Annotated in this window: 12 protein-coding genes and 1 tRNA gene; 5 read left to right on the top strand and 8 right to left on the bottom strand. The window is 58.6% G+C overall.

All coding sequences use genetic code 11. The features are described from left to right. A partial coding sequence (locus Q0Z93_RS02115; protein ID WP_298062111.1) for a hypothetical protein occupies positions 1–203 on the bottom strand: 203 nt, incomplete at its 3' end. A gap of 95 nt (positions 204–298) precedes the next feature. On the opposite strand from Q0Z93_RS02115, the gene Q0Z93_RS02120 reads away from it, so the two are divergent. Beyond that, complete coding sequence (locus Q0Z93_RS02120) at positions 299–2,626, top strand: BamA/TamA family outer membrane protein (RefSeq protein WP_298062113.1); 2,328 nt, start codon at positions 299–301, stop codon at positions 2,624–2,626. On the opposite strand, the gene Q0Z93_RS02125 is transcribed toward Q0Z93_RS02120, so the two are convergent. The 4 genes from Q0Z93_RS02125 to Q0Z93_RS02140 form a co-directional block, all read right to left on the bottom strand. Next, on the bottom strand, positions 2,623–3,186 hold the full coding sequence (locus Q0Z93_RS02125) for a hypothetical protein (protein ID WP_298062115.1): 564 nt from the start codon (positions 3,184–3,186) through the stop codon (positions 2,623–2,625). The two genes, Q0Z93_RS02120 and Q0Z93_RS02125, sit on opposite strands and share 4 nt — an antisense overlap. Before the next feature lie 115 nt (positions 3,187–3,301). After that, the gene (locus Q0Z93_RS02130; RefSeq protein ID WP_298062117.1) at positions 3,302–4,021 is read right to left on the bottom strand and encodes an NAD-dependent deacylase; all 720 of its coding nucleotides are present in this window, start codon (positions 4,019–4,021) and stop codon (positions 3,302–3,304) included. 126 nt (positions 4,022–4,147) lie between these two features. Then, positions 4,148–5,758 (bottom strand): hypothetical protein, encoded by a 1,611-nt coding sequence (locus Q0Z93_RS02135; protein WP_298062119.1) that lies wholly within the window; start codon positions 5,756–5,758, stop codon positions 4,148–4,150. Between the two features lie 186 nt (positions 5,759–5,944). Then, positions 5,945–6,018 (bottom strand) — tRNA-Arg (locus Q0Z93_RS02140). A gap of 87 nt (positions 6,019–6,105) precedes the next feature. On the opposite strand from Q0Z93_RS02140, the gene bioB reads away from it, so the two are divergent. After that, the gene (gene bioB / locus Q0Z93_RS02145; protein ID WP_298062120.1) at positions 6,106–7,080 is read left to right on the top strand and encodes a biotin synthase BioB; all 975 of its coding nucleotides are present in this window, start codon (positions 6,106–6,108) and stop codon (positions 7,078–7,080) included. 95 nt (positions 7,081–7,175) lie between these two features. Here the strand turns inward: bioB and Q0Z93_RS02150 are convergent, their stop codons facing one another. Next, on the bottom strand, positions 7,176–7,835 hold the full coding sequence (locus tag Q0Z93_RS02150) for a DUF4290 domain-containing protein (protein ID WP_298062122.1): 660 nt from the start codon (positions 7,833–7,835) through the stop codon (positions 7,176–7,178). A 126-nt stretch (positions 7,836–7,961) separates the two neighbouring features. Here Q0Z93_RS02150 and Q0Z93_RS02155 point away from each other — a divergent pair, with 126 nt between their 5' ends. The 3 genes from Q0Z93_RS02155 to ribH all read left to right on the top strand — a co-directional run bounded on the left by Q0Z93_RS02155 (position 7,962) and on the right by ribH (position 11,870). Then, a complete protein-coding gene (locus Q0Z93_RS02155; protein WP_298062124.1) occupies positions 7,962–9,128 on the top strand; it encodes a sigma-54 dependent transcriptional regulator in 1,167 nt (388 codons plus the stop codon). A 1,389-nt stretch (positions 9,129–10,517) separates the two neighbouring features. Further along, a complete protein-coding gene (locus Q0Z93_RS02160) occupies positions 10,518–11,222 on the top strand; it encodes a tetratricopeptide repeat protein (protein WP_298062126.1) in 705 nt (234 codons plus the stop codon). 117 nt (positions 11,223–11,339) lie between these two features. Beyond that, positions 11,340–11,870, top strand: a complete 531-nt coding sequence (ribH, locus tag Q0Z93_RS02165) for a 6,7-dimethyl-8-ribityllumazine synthase (protein ID WP_298062128.1) — start codon at positions 11,340–11,342, stop codon at positions 11,868–11,870. Positions 11,871–12,068: 198 nt separating this feature from the next. Here ribH and Q0Z93_RS02170 read toward each other — a convergent pair whose 3' ends face one another. Further along, positions 12,069–13,643 (bottom strand): sugar transporter, encoded by a 1,575-nt coding sequence (locus Q0Z93_RS02170; protein ID WP_298062130.1) that lies wholly within the window; start codon positions 13,641–13,643, stop codon positions 12,069–12,071. Positions 13,644–13,867: 224 nt separating this feature from the next. Continuing rightward, entirely contained in the window at positions 13,868–16,261 is a 2,394-nt protein-coding gene (gene alr / locus Q0Z93_RS02175; protein WP_298062132.1) for an alanine racemase, read from the bottom strand. Positions 16,262–16,295 lie beyond the last annotated feature (34 nt).

Below are 16,295 nucleotides of genomic sequence, written 5' to 3' on the forward strand. Positions count from 1 at the left end.
TGCTCGGTTCTTTGCTGACAAAGAAAGTAGAAGCCCCGCCGGCTCGAGGCGGCTAAAAACAAATGTCCCGCCCGGCAGGAGGGCCGCAAAAAAAGTTTTTTTAAGAACAAACGCCCCGTCGGCACGCGCCAGGCAAAAAGCCACGCAACCTCAGACAAAAACCCCGACAAGGCCCGTGCAAGGCCAGCGATTCGCAGAAACATACGGTGAACGTTCAACCGTCCGCCGGCATACCATACAGTAAAAACACCCACGACGCGGGCAGAACCCCGCACCCCGAAGCGAATACGGAACCGAAATGACCAGACCACCACGACATACCTTATACAGCCTCCTGCTGCTGATCGCAGGAGCAGCAGTTTCCTGCTCCACCACCAAACGGCTGGCCGACGGCGAAATCCTCTACACAGGCGTCAAAAAAATGACCTTCACGCCCGAAACCGACAGCCTGAAAATTCCGAAAAGCGTGACCTCCGCCGCCTCGCAGCCCCTGAACGTAGCCCCGAACAACCCCCTCCGGTCACCCTACTGGCGCACCGGCATTCCCACCGGACTGTGGGCATGGAACCACCTCTACACCCCGAAAGAAAAAGGATTCAAACACTGGCTCTACAAACGGATAGCCAAGCCGCCCGTGCTGATCTCGAAAGTGCGGCCCGACCTGCGCGTGAAAGTCTCCGGCCAGATATTCGAGAACCACGGCTACTTCGGCGTGCGGGGAGACTACGAACTGCTGCCCAGCAGACACAAGCCCGACAAGAAAGCCAAAGTGAACTACCGTTTCACCGTCCCGGCACCGCACACCTACGACTCCATCCAGTACCTCGCTGCGCCCGGCGAAGTCGGCAAGATCGTCGACAGCCTCCGTGCAGGCACCTTGCTGCGCCGGGGAGCCGTCTACAACCTCGACACCCTCACAGCCGAGCGCAACCGGATCGCAACAGCGCTGCGCAGCCTGGGATATTACTACTTCCGGCCCGAATACATCGTCTACGAAGCCGACACGACCCAAAGACCCTACAAAGTGGAACTGCGGATGCGTCTGGCCGAAGGCATCCCGCCCGCCGCCATGCGGCCCTACCGCGTAGGCAGCGTGAACATCAGCCTCTTCAATCCGGTGCCGGGCCCCGTCGACACGATGACCTTGGGCCCCGTGCGCGTGCGCTACCAGAAACCGCTGAAAATCCGGCCGCGCATCCTCCAGGGAGCGATCGCCCTGACCCCGGGCCAGCTATTCAACGTCGAAGCGCAAAACACCACCCAGACGAACCTCAACAAACTCGGAATCTTCAACTCCGTAAGCCTGACCGTGCCGCCGTTGGACTCGCTGGGCACGAAATGCGACTCGTTGGATGTACGCATCTCGGCCACATTCGACAAACCGATGCAGGCCGACTTTGAAGCCGACCTCACCTCCAAGTCGAACAGCTACTTAGGCCCCGGCATCACGTTCGGCCTGCGGCACAACAACCTGTTTAAAGGAGGCGAAGTGCTGGCCCTGAACCTGACCGGCTCCTACGAATGGCAAACCGGCAACCAGCGGCAGTACGAGACCAAACCGACCGCCGTAAACTCCTATGAATTCGGGTTGAACGCCTCGCTCGGCATCCCGCGCATCCTGGCTCCGGGATACCGGTACAGACGACCGGTTTATCCCGCCCAGACAACCTTCAAGATCGGAGCCGACCTGATGAACCGGCCCAAATACTTCCGGATGCTGGCGCTCAACGTCTCGGCCGGCTACGACTTCCGCACATCGCCTTACAGCTCGCACAGCCTGACCGTTTTCAAACTCACCTACAACAAGCTGCTGCACACCTCGCACGAGTTCGACTCCACGATGCAGCAGAACCCCGCCGTCGCGCTGAGCTTCAGCGACCAGTTCATCCCGTCGCTCAGTTACACCTACACTTTCGACAAAACCTACGGACGGCGGCAGAACAACCGGTTCGTCTTCCAGAGCACGATCACCGACGCCGGAAACATCCTGTCGGCCCTGTATGGCATTTTCGGTTCGCACGGAACCAAGAAACTGTTCGGCAGCCCCTTCTCGCAATTCGTCAAAGGGATTGTCGAGGCCAAATGGTACCATAAGGTCGGGCAGCACAATATGCTGGCATCGCGTCTGCTGGTCGGAGCCGGATACGCCTACGGCAATTCGCAGGTCATGCCCTACAGCGAGCAATTCTACATCGGCGGAGCCAACAGCATACGCGCTTTCACGGTGCGGTCGCTGGGGCCGGGCAGCTACCGCCCGCCGAAAGACCAGGTCAACGGATACTGGGACCAGACCGGAGACTTCAAGATAGAAGCCAACGTGGAGTTCCGTTTCCGAATGATGGGGCGGCTGGGCGGCGCGGTGTTCGTGGACGCGGGGAACATCTGGCTGCTCAAAAAAGACCCGCAGCGGCCGGGCGGCGTGCTGCGGGCAAAAGGTTTCTGGAACGACATAGCTTTAGGCACCGGAGTAGGCCTGCGGTACGACATCAGCGTGCTGGTGCTGCGCCTCGACCTGGGGATCGGCATCCACACGCCCTATCCCGACCCGGACAAAAAAGGCTATTACAATATCCAGAGCTTCAAAGACGGGCTGGGCCTTCACCTGGCCATCGGTTATCCGTTCTAATCGCCGACGTAGTAGATGCAGGTCACCGCAGCGTCCGGCTCGAAATCGGCAGCGGCGAGCACCAGCTCCGTCCCCTGGGCATACGCGTCGTTGAGCTTTTTCAGGCCCGACTCTTTCATCCCGTCCACCCGGCAGCGGAACCCGTTCAGTTCGTATTCAAACCCCTCGTGGTAAAGCGTCTTGAGGCCCGGCTTGGCCAGCAGTTCGGAGACTTTCATCCCCGGACGCATCCCCTCGGGCGTCGAGACTTCGGGCGAGTAGACGATCAGCAAATCGACCGTCTGGCCGTAAGCCGGGATTTCAGCCACTTTCTGCTCTCCCGAATAGAATGTATACAGGGTATAGGTGTCGCCCATATCCTCTTCTTCGCTCTTCATCACTTTGTCATACAGCCCCTGGCACTGGTCGGGAATCGAAGCCACCGGAGCTCCGTTTTTCAGGCACCCCAGCCCCTCCGGGGTCAGTTCGGAGGCCGCCGGTGCGGCATTGCCTCCGCAAGCGGACAGCACAACGGCTGCCAAAGCCAGCAAACCGGTTTTCGTAAAAATACGTTTCGTCATGTCGGTAAAAATTTAAGTAAAACAGAAAAGCGGCCCGCCGACCATCCGGCGAACCGCTTCCAAGATAATCTTTTTTATGCAAAACGGCAAATTCCTGCCGTTCGCGCTTTATTTTTTACGAATCCCTGCCGCTCTCCGTTTCGCGCCGGATCAGCTCCTCCACCAGCGGCGGCACTCCGGCAGCCGCCCCTTCGGCGATCACGGTCAGCGGATTGGGAATCGCCACTTGCGCCGGCCGCGGATCGACCAGCCACACCGGAACGTCCGGCCGCAGCCGGTAGATCAGCCCCGCCGCCGGATAGACCGCCAGCGAAGTGCCGATCACCACGAACAGATCGGCTTCCCGCACGATCTCCAACGCCCTTTCGTATTCCGGCACCGCCTCGCCGAAAAAGACGATATGCGGCCTCAGCTGCGCTCCGTCCGGCCCCTTGTCGCCCAAGCGGGTCGGCCCCGGCGCCGGAACGATCACCTCCGGATTCCGTTCGCTGCGCGCCTTGCGCAGCTCGCCGTGCAGGTGGATGACCCTCGAGCTTCCCGCCCGCTCGTGCAGATCGTCCACATTCTGGGTCACCACCGTCACCTGTTCAAAATATTCCTCCAGCCGAGCCACCGCCCGGTGCCCCGCATTCGGCTCCACCTCGTCGAGCTGCGCCCGCCGGGCGTTATAAAAATCCAGCACCCCCTGCGGGTCGCGCGCCCAGGCTTCCGGGGTGCAGACATCCTCGATGCGGTGGTTCTCCCACAGACCGTCCGCATCACGGAAGGTCGAGACCCCGCTGTCGGCGCTCATCCCGGCCCCGGTGAAAACCACCGCTTTTTTCTGAGATTTCATGATCCAAGGTTTTTTAATCCCCTAAAGATACGATATTCATCCCTTTTCCCCGCATCCGAAAGCCCGGGCGGTGTTTCCTATCATCTGGAAACACCGCCCGGGCCGGAGAGACCGGAACCATGCCATTTATTTCGCCCCGGGAAAACCGGTCGAGCTTTTGATCCCCCCCGCTATGACTTTCCACAGGAAATTGAATGGCGACTTCGCGGTGTCGCGCACCGCCTGGGCCCGCACCGTCCGCAATCCTTTGTGGTCGGGATTCGACGACTTGACGAACATGAAATTCACCAGCCCCGACAGCAGTCTGCGCTCCCGTTTGCGGCCTCCCGACCCCTCTCGGAGCAAAGCGACCGACAGGTCGCTGTAACGCATTTTCATCGTCACCTCGGCCTCCTTATGGTTCCCCGCCACAGAGAACGAAAGACCGTCGAGCCGGCCGGAACGGATGTCCGCTTCGGCCAGCGGCGTCAGCATCCGGTTGAAAACCTGCAGGTTCACCGGCCCCAGCGTACCCTCGACCTCGAACCGGTCGTTGGCCGGGTGCGCCGGAAAACGGAAAACGGCCCGCAGCAGCGCCGTGTCCATCACCTTGCCCGAGGCAGTCAGCGTATAAAAAGTATCGGTCGTCTCGGGCCGGTTCGTGATCCCCCGGAACACCCCGTTCAGACCGTCGAACGTGATCCTGCCGGGCCGATCGCCCGAAGCCGACAGTTCCTCGTATACCGCGCGGGCGTTCACGATCTCCGCCGTGCCGATCTCCACGGCGAAAGGCAAGCCCTGGATCATCTCGTGCAGCATCGGTTTGAACTGTTCCTGCCGCACGATCCGCCGGTTTTTGTAGCTCGCGACCTCGGCATCCTTCACCGTGAGCGTGTCGACCGCCAGGCTCCGCTCATGCCACATGCGGTTGTAATCCACTCCCTGGGCGATGACAGAACCGACGATGGCCTGCGTCCAGTCGGTGTGCCGGGCCACTTTCCATGCATACTCGGCTTTGTCGTACTGCGGGATCAGCCGGATGTTCGCCATCGACAGGGTGCGGTCGCTCAGACCGAGTTCCACATGCTCGGCCTCCAGCATCTGGGCGGTAATCGGGAACCGGGCGGAGAGCTTGGAGACGGTCAGGCGCACATCGTCGCAAAACAGCGGCCTCGCGTCCGGCATCCGGGCGGGATTGTAGAGAAAGCCGTCGGCCTCGAGGGTCAGCCCTTGGACGGCATAGCTGTTTCGGGTGCCGTTCGACATCCGGATCTCCGCGTCGCATAGCCGCACCTCGCCCGCCGAAATCCGCCCCACCTGTGCCAGGATCTTGTCGCGCAGGCCCAGCAGCCGGCCGGCGGGATCCGCCTCCGGCTGTCTGCCGTCCACCACCAGCGTGATGCGGGGCTTGTCGATCTCCAGCGAACGCAGGGAGATATATTTCTCGCCTTTGCGGCTGAAACGAATCCCCCTCAGGGCGATTTTCCCGATCTCGACCCCGACGGAGTCGGCGCCGGAGAGGAAAACTCCGACTTTGGAAGTGTCGACCCCGACGGCAATATCCCGGAGCAGGACGGTACGCTTGTGGAGGCTGACGCGCACCCGGCCGATTCTCAGTTTCACGGCTCCGTCCGTGCGGTCGGCGATCTCCTTTTCGACCGTCCGGCGTATCTTCGACCCGATCCACCACTCCACGCCGAGGACAACGAAGATCAGCAGGGTTGCGGTACCCAACAGGACATACAAGGCTGTTTTCATCTTCACGATACACATTTTTCCCTCTCCATAGCCAAAATCGTACCACCGCCGCCTGCTCCCGGGCCGTTTTCACCCGGCCGTTTCGTCCGATCTGCCTTCCGGACCTCTCCGCCCGCTGCCCCAACACCCCCGCTGCGAAAACAAAAACGCCTCTTCCGTCTGGCTTTGACGGAAGAGGCGCGAAAGTGACACCGACAGGACTCAAACCTGTAACCTGTTGATCCGTAGTCAACTGCTCTATTCAATTAAGCTACGGTGCCGTTGTTTTTGCGTTACAAAAGTAGATATTTCCCGAATAATTCCCAAATTTATAATCTCTATATTTGCAAAAACTCTTACCGAAAACGATGAAATCCATCGAAGAACTCACCGCCGGCATTCTCGGCGGATACCTTATATCCGAAGCGGAGGCTCTCGATTTGCTCCACCATGCCGAAACCGACGCTTTGTGCGATGCGGCGGATCGGGTGCGCAGGCATTTCATGGGCGACCGATTAGACACTTGCTCGATCATGAACGCCCGCAGCGGGCGTTGTCCGGAGGACTGCAAATGGTGTTCGCAGTCCGTGCACCATAAAACGAAAATCGACGTATATCCGCTCACGGATCAGGCCGAGGCGCTGCGCCACGCCCGGGACAACCACGACAAAGGGGTGGGCCGCTTCTCGTTAGTGACCAGCGGCCGGACAATGACGGACGCGCAGATAGACCGGTGCGTGGAGATATACCGCGCGATCGCCGCCGAGTGCGAAAGGTTCCGCGGCGGAATGCTGTGCGCCTCGATGGGCCTGCTGACCCGGGAGCAGCTGCAAAGACTCAGGGATGCGGGAGTGGGCAGCTACCACTGCAACATCGAGACGGCCCCGTCTTACTTTCCGAAGCTCTGTTCCACGCATACGCTGGACGAAAAACTCCGAACCATAGGCTGGGCGCGGGAAGCGGGGATGAAAATATGCAGCGGAGGGATTATCGGCATGGGCGAGACGGCGGAGCAGCGGGTGGAGATGGCTTTCGCACTGCGGAACATCGGTGTGGCGTCGATCCCGGTCAACGTGCTGAACCCCATTCCGGGGACGCCGTTGGAAAACATGCCGCCGCTGCCGGACGACGCGATTCTGCGCACTTTCGCCCTGTTCCGGCTCATCAATCCGGCGGTCTATATCCGTTTTGCGGGAGGACGCACGCTGCTCAGGCCCGAAATCCAGGAGCGGGCGTTGCGCAGCGGAGTGAACGCGGCGATCGTGGGCGACCTGCTCACGACCATCGGTTCGGGCATTGCGCAGGACAAGGAGATGTTCGCCCGCTGCGGCTTCTCCTGCTGAAACCGGACAGCGGGCCCGACAAGGCGCCCGGCGCCTTATTCCGCCTTATTTCATGATACGTCCGGCAAGCGGCGCTTCCATTCCGGAACCGACGATCATTTGACCGGATTCCGTTTGGTGTATTTCTTCTGTGGATAGCCGCCGCCGTTGTTATTCGGGCCCGAATTGCCCGAACGTCCGATTTTGCCGCGCCCGCCGCGCCCCTGCACCGACGAAGTGTCGACGCGGGTGTTGTCCAGTGCATCGGCATCCAGCACGATAGCCCCTTTCGACATTTGCCGGATATCGGCGATCACCACCTCGTTTGAAGGAAACTCCTTATTGTATTCGAACGATTTCTGTCTCATGTATTTGGCCACATTTTCCGCCGCCGTGTCGCGTTCTTCGCCCGCCGGCTCCTTGGCCAGCGCATCGACCATCCGTTTGACATTGGCCCCGTACTGTTTCCGGGCGATATAGCTTTGCGAGTTGGCCATCGGATGCGGATGGGGGGCGAACATGTCCGGCGTGGGCTTCGGATAGGGCGCATCGACGTCGAGGTCGAAGTCGGCGATCATGAACAGGTGATCCCAAAGCATATGCTGGAACCCTTCGCTGTCTTTCTGCGCCGGATTGACATTGGCCATCACGGCCACGACCACTTCCGCCTGGCGGTTTCGCAGCTCCCTGTCCGCAATGGTTTTCAGGTAGCTGACCATAGTCTGCACGTTGCGTCCGTACTCGGAGAGCAGGAGCCGCTGTTTATCTCGGTTCATCGCTGAAATTTTGATTTTGGCACCGGATTTGCGGGATTTTTTGCGAAATAAAAACTGCCCGCAATGATGAATTCAAAGCAAATATAATGCTAACTTTGGAATCGGGAAAAAATAATCGACAAAAATATGGCGAAAATATTAGTGATCGACGACGAGCGGAGTATCCGCAACATTATCGGAGAGTTGCTGGAGATGGAAGGACACACGGTGAAAACCGCCGAGAACGGATTGCAGGGGTATGAAATGATCGGGGCCGAGGCGTTCGACCTGGTGATTTCGGACATCAAAATGCCGGAAATGGATGGTATCGAGCTGCTGGACAAGCTGATCGAGACGCATCAGGACATCACGATGGTGATGATCTCGGGCCACGGGAATATCGATACGGCGGTGGATTGCATCAAGAAAGGCGCTTTCGACTACATCGAGAAGCCGATCGACATGAATCGTTTGCTGGTGACGGTCAAGAATGCGCTGGAACGGGGGTCGCTGGTCAAGGAGACCAAGACTTTGCGGCGCAAGGTGCACAAGGTGGCGGAGATCGTAGGCGAGTCGCCGGCGATCGAACGGGTCAAGATGATGATCGACAAGGTGGCGTCGAGCGATGCACGGGTCTTGATTACGGGCTCGAACGGGACGGGAAAGGAGTTAGTGGCGCGCTGGCTGCACGAGAAAAGCGACCGGGCGGCCATGCCGTTCGTGGAGGTCAATTGCGCGGCGATCCCGTCGGAACTGATCGAGAGCGAGTTATTCGGGCATGAAAAGGGGGCGTTTACGTCGGCGATCAAGCAGCGCAAGGGGAAGTTCGAGCAGGCGGACGGCGGAACGATTTTCTTGGACGAGATCGGGGACATGAGTCTGGCGGCGCAGGCGAAGGTGCTGCGGGCGTTGCAGGAACGCAAGATCACGAGGGTAGGTTCGGACAAGGATATTACGGTGGATGCGCGGGTGCTGGCGGCGACGAACAAAAACCTGTCGGAGGAGATTGCCAAGGGTAATTTCCGCGAGGATTTGTACCACCGGCTGAGTGTCATTCTCATCCATGTGCCGAAGCTGGCGGATCGGCGCGAGGATATTCCGCTGCTGGTGAACCATTTTATCAAAAGCATTTGTGCCGATAAGGGCAAACCGCTGAGTACGATTACGCCGGAGGCGGTGGAGGCGTTGTGTGGCATGCCGTGGACGGGGAATATCCGGGAGTTGCATAATGCGGTGGAGCGTCTGTTGATTCTGAGCGGGCGGGAGATTACGCTGGACGATGTCAAATTGTATGTGATGCAAACGGACGAGTGATCGGGGCGGGGGGCAATGGAATGGCGCGTGCCGCTGGCTCTTGGGGAAAGGTGGATTGCGGTTGTGTTATTCCGGGGCAGGGAATCGCACTCGCTGGATATTATTTTTGCAGGTTGCTCGAAAGCTCTGCGAAGGGGATACCGCGGACGGGGGGCTTCTGCCATGGTTTGCCCGGTTTGTTGAAGGCAGTCCTTTGCCCGGGCGGGGTCCCGTCGGGGCTTTATTGGAGTTTGCGCTGTTTTATTAAGGCGGTTACAACCTTTTGTCCACCGCGGGGCCCCGTTGGGGCTTTTGTTGGAGTTTGCATTGCTTTATTAAGGTGGTTACTGCCCGGTTGGAGTACCTATCGCACCCGCGCGCCATGCCGGAAAAAGGGAAATCGACGGTTTCAACGTGAGTTGAAAGCGAACGATTTTCCCGACGCGCGGGGAAAATAAGTTGGATTAAAGACTGCCCAAGCGAAACGCAGTTTCGCCCGTCCCGCCGGGGTCACCCGGACGCCGCCCGCGCAGGGCAGTACCCTCCGGTTAAGGTGTAGCACCCCCAGCTGGAATGCCCAGCGACACCCCGCGCGCGATTGCTGGAGAAGGAAATCGTTCAAAAGCAGCATGCGCTTTTGAACAGGATTTCCGCCAGCGTGCAGGCAAAACCCATCTTCGGGTCGCAGCCTGCGGAATTGGGTAGTTCCAGCCCGGCTCGGGTGCCGAGCGGCACCGGACCTCCCGAGGGGGAGGCGTCTGGCCCGCGCGACCTGCGGTCGCAAATAGTATCAAAAAAACAGTACGGTTTATTTAGCACTGTGCCGTGAGTGACTGTTCTTTCTTTGAAAAGAAAGGCCCCATAGGGGCTTTCCGGGCTGTAATTACCCTAATCCTTACGCTCCGCAGTCCTCTTTCTTTGAACCCTGTTTTTTTGTCAGGACTTTCCAATGCGGCGCGCATAAAGGTAATGCAATCATTAGCGCGCCCATTGAGAAAGCCCGACAAAAACAAAACATTCGAGAACCGGGGGTACCCGGCAGGCTCAAGAGATGCGTTAGCATCTCAAAAAGTTTTTCTGGTTCTCGCTAACTGCGCTCCGCTTGTTTTCCTCCTCGCCGCTCACCATAGTCCGCAAGCGGCCTCTGGATTCGCTGGCAGCGTCGGTTGTTCACAAAGAGAACAGTACCCTCCTGGAACACGTACAATAAAACCTACAATAAAAAGTTCTGCGTGTTCGACTTCGCGCCCACCCTCTAAGGCTGAGCAAACTCCCGGTCGGCGTGCCCGGCGGTACCCGCCGGGCACGCGGCGCTGCGAACCGGCACGGCTAAAAAAACCGCCGCCCATTTCCAACTCTCGGAAAAAACCCGTACTTTTGTCCCCAGATTTCAAAAACCGAATAACAGTCATGGCAGAAACCAATAAGAACCGTCGCGCCCAAGACCCCGAACAGGTTATCGAACAGGGACTCGGCCGATTCGAACTCTTTATCGAACGCAACGGGAAAGCGATGCTCGTCATACTCGGGATAATCATCGTCTTAGTAGGCGGCTACTTCTCCTACAAGTACCTCTACCTCGCCCCGCGCGCGGAAAAGGCATCAGCCGCCATGTTTGAAGCCCAGAACCAGTTTGAACGCGACTCTTTCGCTTTGGCATTGAACGGCAACGCATCGTTCGACGGATTCTTAGCCATTGCAGACCGGTACGGCAATACCCCGCAGGGGAATATCGCCAGACACTATGCAGGTTTGTGCTACCTCTATATGGGCAAGTATCAGGAGGCTATCGACGCTTTCAAGTCTTACAAGGCCGTGGGACACAATGCCGCAGGCACCTTGATCGCCGCACAGAACTTGGGCTTGACAGGAGACGCTTACATCGAACTCGGACAACTGGAAGAAGGGGTTAAATATTATGAACAGGCGGCCGCTTACAGCGATAATGTCGGCACCACACCGGTATACCTTAAGAAAGCGGGGATGGTCAACGAAAAATTAGGCAACCTGCAAAAGGCGCTGGACCAATATCTGAATATCCGCAACAACTATCCGCGCAGCATGCAGGCGCGCGACATCGAGAAATTCATCGCCAGAGTGCAGCAACAACTTTGAGCAAGTTTGACCGATTTGCCGAAACCTATGTGCGATCCCCCATTTCGCTTCATTTGAAGGAATAGGCCGGGATCGCACTTCTTTTATAGTGTTAAGCAACAAACAGTACCTAAGATAATGGCCTCAAATCTGAAAAACCTCTCCGTTTTCGACCGGCCCGTGCCGTCGGCTTCCGAGATGTCCTTCGGCATCGTGGTGGCGGAATGGAACTACGCGATCACCAGTGCTCTGCTCGAAGGCGCCGTCGCCACTCTGCGCGCCGCCGGCTGCCCCGAAGAGAAGATCAGCGTCAAATGGGTGCCCGGAACTTTCGAACTGGCTATGGGCGCCCAATATTTTGCAGAATACACCAATGTCGACGCCGTGATCGTACTCGGCTGCGTGATCCAAGGCGACACCCGGCATTTCGACTTCATCTGCCAGGGAGTGACGATGGGCGTGCAGCAGATGCAGCTCAGCTGGAACATGCCGATTGCTTTTGGGGTGCTGACCACCGACGACCGGCAGCAGGCTCTCGACCGGGCAGGCGGAAAGCTCGGCAACAAAGGCGACGAAGCGGCAGCGACGGCGATCAAGATGGTCGCCCTGCAGCGCGAAATGGAGATGGAAGACAACGGCGAAAATACCGGGCGGGCTGTCGTCAACTAAAAGACGAGATTTCGCTCCGGGCTTGTTCTGGTCTGACGGCGACAATACATTAAAGGATATTGCCTGCTATCGTTTTTTCTGTATCGGCTGCGCGGGGCAGACAATAACTTAGGCATGGTTTGCGGTACGGCGCGGAGAAACTTTTCTTTGCCCGAAAACAACCTGTGAATCAACCTCTTAAGCGTGCGAAGCACCGGATCATCTTCTCCGCCGCCATTTGGCCACAGCCCCTCGCAGCAGGTCAGCCGCTAATTTTGCGAAACAGCGCATTCCTTGCGAACAGAGGTACATCGCTCCTCCGCAAATCGCCCCGTAAACCAGCGGCGCCGCCAACGCATTGACCACCCACCCGCTCCACGAGGTCATCGGCGGCAGCCATCCTAACCCCACGATCCAGCCCGACAGCAGCCAACTCCCCCCGATAATAGTAATGTATTTTCCCACCGTCGCCCAATACTCCCCCGACGGCTCCCGAAATCCCCGCCGGTAGAGGAAATACGGTTTCCACAGCAGCACGAAAAGCCCCGTGCTCAGCAGTGTCCCTGCCACGACTCCCGCCACCCCGTAATGCAGGCAGGCCCACACCGAGATCGCCACGTTCAGTCCCGCCTCCGTCCACGCCGCCCACACGTCGTGATACAGTCCGTAAGCGTTCAGAAAATACTGCACCGTCTGGCGTACAAAGCCGATAAAGAGCGTGGCGACCAACATCAGCACGACCGGCTGCGAGAACAACACGTAGCGATCCGGCGTGAGCCACAGTGCGATGAACGGATTGACCAGCACGTAGAATGCGAATGCCAGCGTCCCGCCTATCCAGAAGTACATGGCGTTGAACTGCCAGAACACCAGCCGTATCTTGTCTCTGTTCCCTTCCGCCACTAAATTGCCCACCCCGGCATAGCTGTTTTGCAAAGTCCCGGTGATAAAGGTCGTTATCCGGTTGATGATGATCGAATAGTTCGTGTAGAATGCCACCATCATGAGCGACAGCACTTGTGAAATCACGAGTTTGTCGGACTGCACCAATATGAATCCGGCGATGCGGTGGGCAAAGATACGTTTCATCCCGGCGAACACTTCCCGATATTTGCGCACCACGCTCCTCCCCGCCCGCACCGAGGTGCGCAGCCACGGATAGACGCGCCGCACTACGGTTTCCAACCACACGGCGAAAACCGCTCCGAACACGATCTCTATACCTAACCAGGTCAAGTAGCCGGCTCCGGTCCATTTCAGCAGTGCCATCTGGAGCAGCACTTTCCCGATCAGGCACAGGTTGAACACGCGTGTCACCGCATACCCCCGCTGGTCGGCCACCAGCAGGTTCTGTTTGTAGTTGACTAAGTAACTCAGAAGTGTGGTCGTGAGGAAGGTGAAATAGGCTGCGTAGATCAGTCCGACATGCAAGCCTCCTGCTATGTCTTTGGCGAATATCCACGGGATGAATGCCGCAAAGACCAGTCCCGCCGCGCCTATCACGATGCCGACTATCCGGAACAGCCACCCGAGGAGCGATACGAGTTCGGTGATTTGTTCTCTGTCGCCCCGGTAGAGCGGTGTGTAGAGTACGTTGGCGATCGCGACGGAGATTCCCATTTCGGCCAGGTTCAGAAAGCCGATATAGCTCATCACGGTCTCGGAAAGGCCGACCAGTTCGTTGCCCAGCGTGGCGAGGAAGATCCGCCGCGAAAAAAAATTCAGCAGCAGCACCAGCATGTAAAATGCCAGCGATATTTTCACGTTTTTGACACTGTACGAGATTCTCGACATGGAATGTTTCCCGATTCGTCATTTATGCAGCGACAGTCTGGTCTGCAGCCGCTTTTCGGATTTTTCCCGGTAGTTTTCGCGAAAATATAACATTTTTTTCAACGGGGGTGTACAGACTGCGGATGATTTGCAATTGATGTGTTTGACGACCGGAGGCTGCCGTTGCTGCGGAAACCCGATAATAAACTTACGATTTTTCAACGGCCCGCAGCCTTCAGAAACCGCTACTCCCTTACGTAAATTCGTTTGATCCGCGCCGATACGGAAGTCAGCACCTCATACGAGATCGTGCCCAAAACCCGAGCCACATCCCGCACAGTAGGCTTTTCGCCGAAAATCACCACCTCGTCCCCCTCAGCCGCCTCCGGTACAGCCGTTACGTCGATCATGCAAGTGTCCATGCAGATATTTCCGATCGTCGGACACAACACCCCCCGGACACAAACCTGCCCCGCCCCATTTCCTAAGCCCCGGTCCATGCCATCCGCATAGCCGATCGGGATAGTCGCCATACGCATCGGGCCGCCGACGACCCCGCGCCGGTTATACCCCACCGTATCGCCCGCATGCAGATGTTTGATCTGCACGATCTGCGTTTTGAGCGTCGCCGCCACTTGCAATTTCGGATCCTCGATGCCGTACAGCCCCACCCCCAGGCGCACCATGTCGAAATGAGCCTCCGGAAAACGAACGATCCCCGCACTGTTGCAGATATGGCGCAAAATAGAAGTGTCGCCTAGCGCCTCGACGATCCGACCGCTCATGGCCGTAAAAGCGGCAATCTGTCCCCGCGTAAATTCATCCTCCGCCGGGTCTTCCGAAGCCGCCAAGTGCGAAAAGATCGACCGTACGCGAACCGCATTCTCCCGCTTCAAAGCATCGCAAAGAGCCGGAATGTCGTCCGGCATGAACCCCAGACGGTGCATGCCCGTGTCCATCTTCAGGTGTATAGGTGCTCCGGCGATACCCCGGCTGCCCATCTCGCAGGCGTAATTTTTCAGCGACGCGAACGAATAGATTTCCGGTTCGAGGTCGTAATCGGCCATGACCGCGAAGCTGCCTGGATCGGAGTTCAGCACCACGATCGGCAGGTGTATTCCGGCTTCGCGCAGCGCCACCCCTTCGTCGGCGAAAGCGACAGCCAGATAATCGACCCCCTCGTGTTGAAGCATAGCCGCGATCTCGTCCGCCCCGGTTCCGTAGGAGTAGGCCTTGACCATCACCATTACCCGCGTCTCCGGCCGGAGCATGGCGCGGAAGTGGTTCAGATTGTCGGCCAGCGCGGTGAGGTTGACCTCCAGCGTGGTGGTATGGGTGCGTTTCTCCAAAAACCGGGAGATGCGCTCGAAACCGAAAGCCCGGCTCCCCTTGATCAGAATATACCGCCCGGCGAAACGTTCTTTGTCGGCGTGACGCAGAAAGTCGTCGGTGGAGGCATAGAAATGGGCATGCTCGGGCCCCAGAACAGCGGCGAAGCGATGCGCTGCCGAAGTGACCTCGGGCCCGATTCCGATCAAGTCGGCGACTCCATGCTCCCGCACCAAGGCAGCCACCTGCCGGTAGAGCTCGTCCGGTTTCAGCCCGGCCTGCATGATGTCGGAGAGGATCAGCGCTTTGGAACGCTCCCCGGCGTTATGGTCGAGGCAGTCGAGAGCGATCCCGAGCGAAGTGAGGTCGCTGTTGTACGAGTCGTTGATCAGGGTGCTCCCGAGTATCCCTTCGCGCAACTCGAGCCGCATGGCGACAGGCTGCAATTCCGAAAAGGGTTTCGGCGCGATGCCGAGCAGTCGATAGAGCGCTGCGACATGGGCGGCGTTTTCGCGCGAAGCGTAATCCCCGAAAAGCTCGGCCAGGCCGGTCATTTCGTCGGCTCTCCAGCCGTGAAGACGTTCGGGACATTTGCCGTACCGTTTGCCGATATGCCGGGCGATCAGCGGGCTGTCGGCATGATAGATCACAGCTTCGGCCCCCCGGAACAGCTTGAGCTTTTCGTCGAGTTTCTGTTCGTCGGAGTTGAAATTTTCGCTGTGGGCGGCCCCGATATTGGTGAGGATGCCGATCTGGGGACGGATCATGGCTTCGAGCCGCTCCATTTCGCCGGGCTGCGAGATTCCGGCCTCGATCACCACGAGCTGTTCGTCGCCCCGGATCATCAGCAGCGAAAGGGCTACGCCTATCTGCGAGTTGTAACTGCGCGGGCTGCGCAGCAGCCGTCCGGCACCCTCGGGCCAGAGCTGTGCGATCCACTCTTTGACCACCGTCTTGCCGTTGCTGCCGGTAACGGCTGCCACGGTGCCGTTGTACTGCTGGCGGTGGTAGGCGGCCAGGGCCTGCAAAGCCTGAAGCGTGTCGGGCACAGTGACGAACGAGGCTTCGGGCATGGCTGAGGCGGCGGTGTCGGGCACGTATCCGGCCAGAAAACTGCGCACGCCGCGGCGATAGAGGTCGGCGATATAGTGATGTCCGTCGTGGTTGGGCCCGGTCAGGGCGACGAAAAGGGTGTCGGCGGGCCGGGCAATGTGGTTGCGGCTGTCGGTGGCGACGGCGGTGACGTGCCGGTCGCTGCCGTGGAGGGTGCCGCCGGAGGTGGCGGCTATGTGGGACAAAGTGTAATCCATGTTTTTTGTTGCCGTTGTGGTTCGAGGCTGCAAA

Origin of the sequence: uncultured Rikenella sp. (assembly GCF_947628055.1) — a bacterium.
In the GTDB taxonomy this organism is placed as follows: domain Bacteria; phylum Bacteroidota; class Bacteroidia; order Bacteroidales; family Rikenellaceae; genus Rikenella.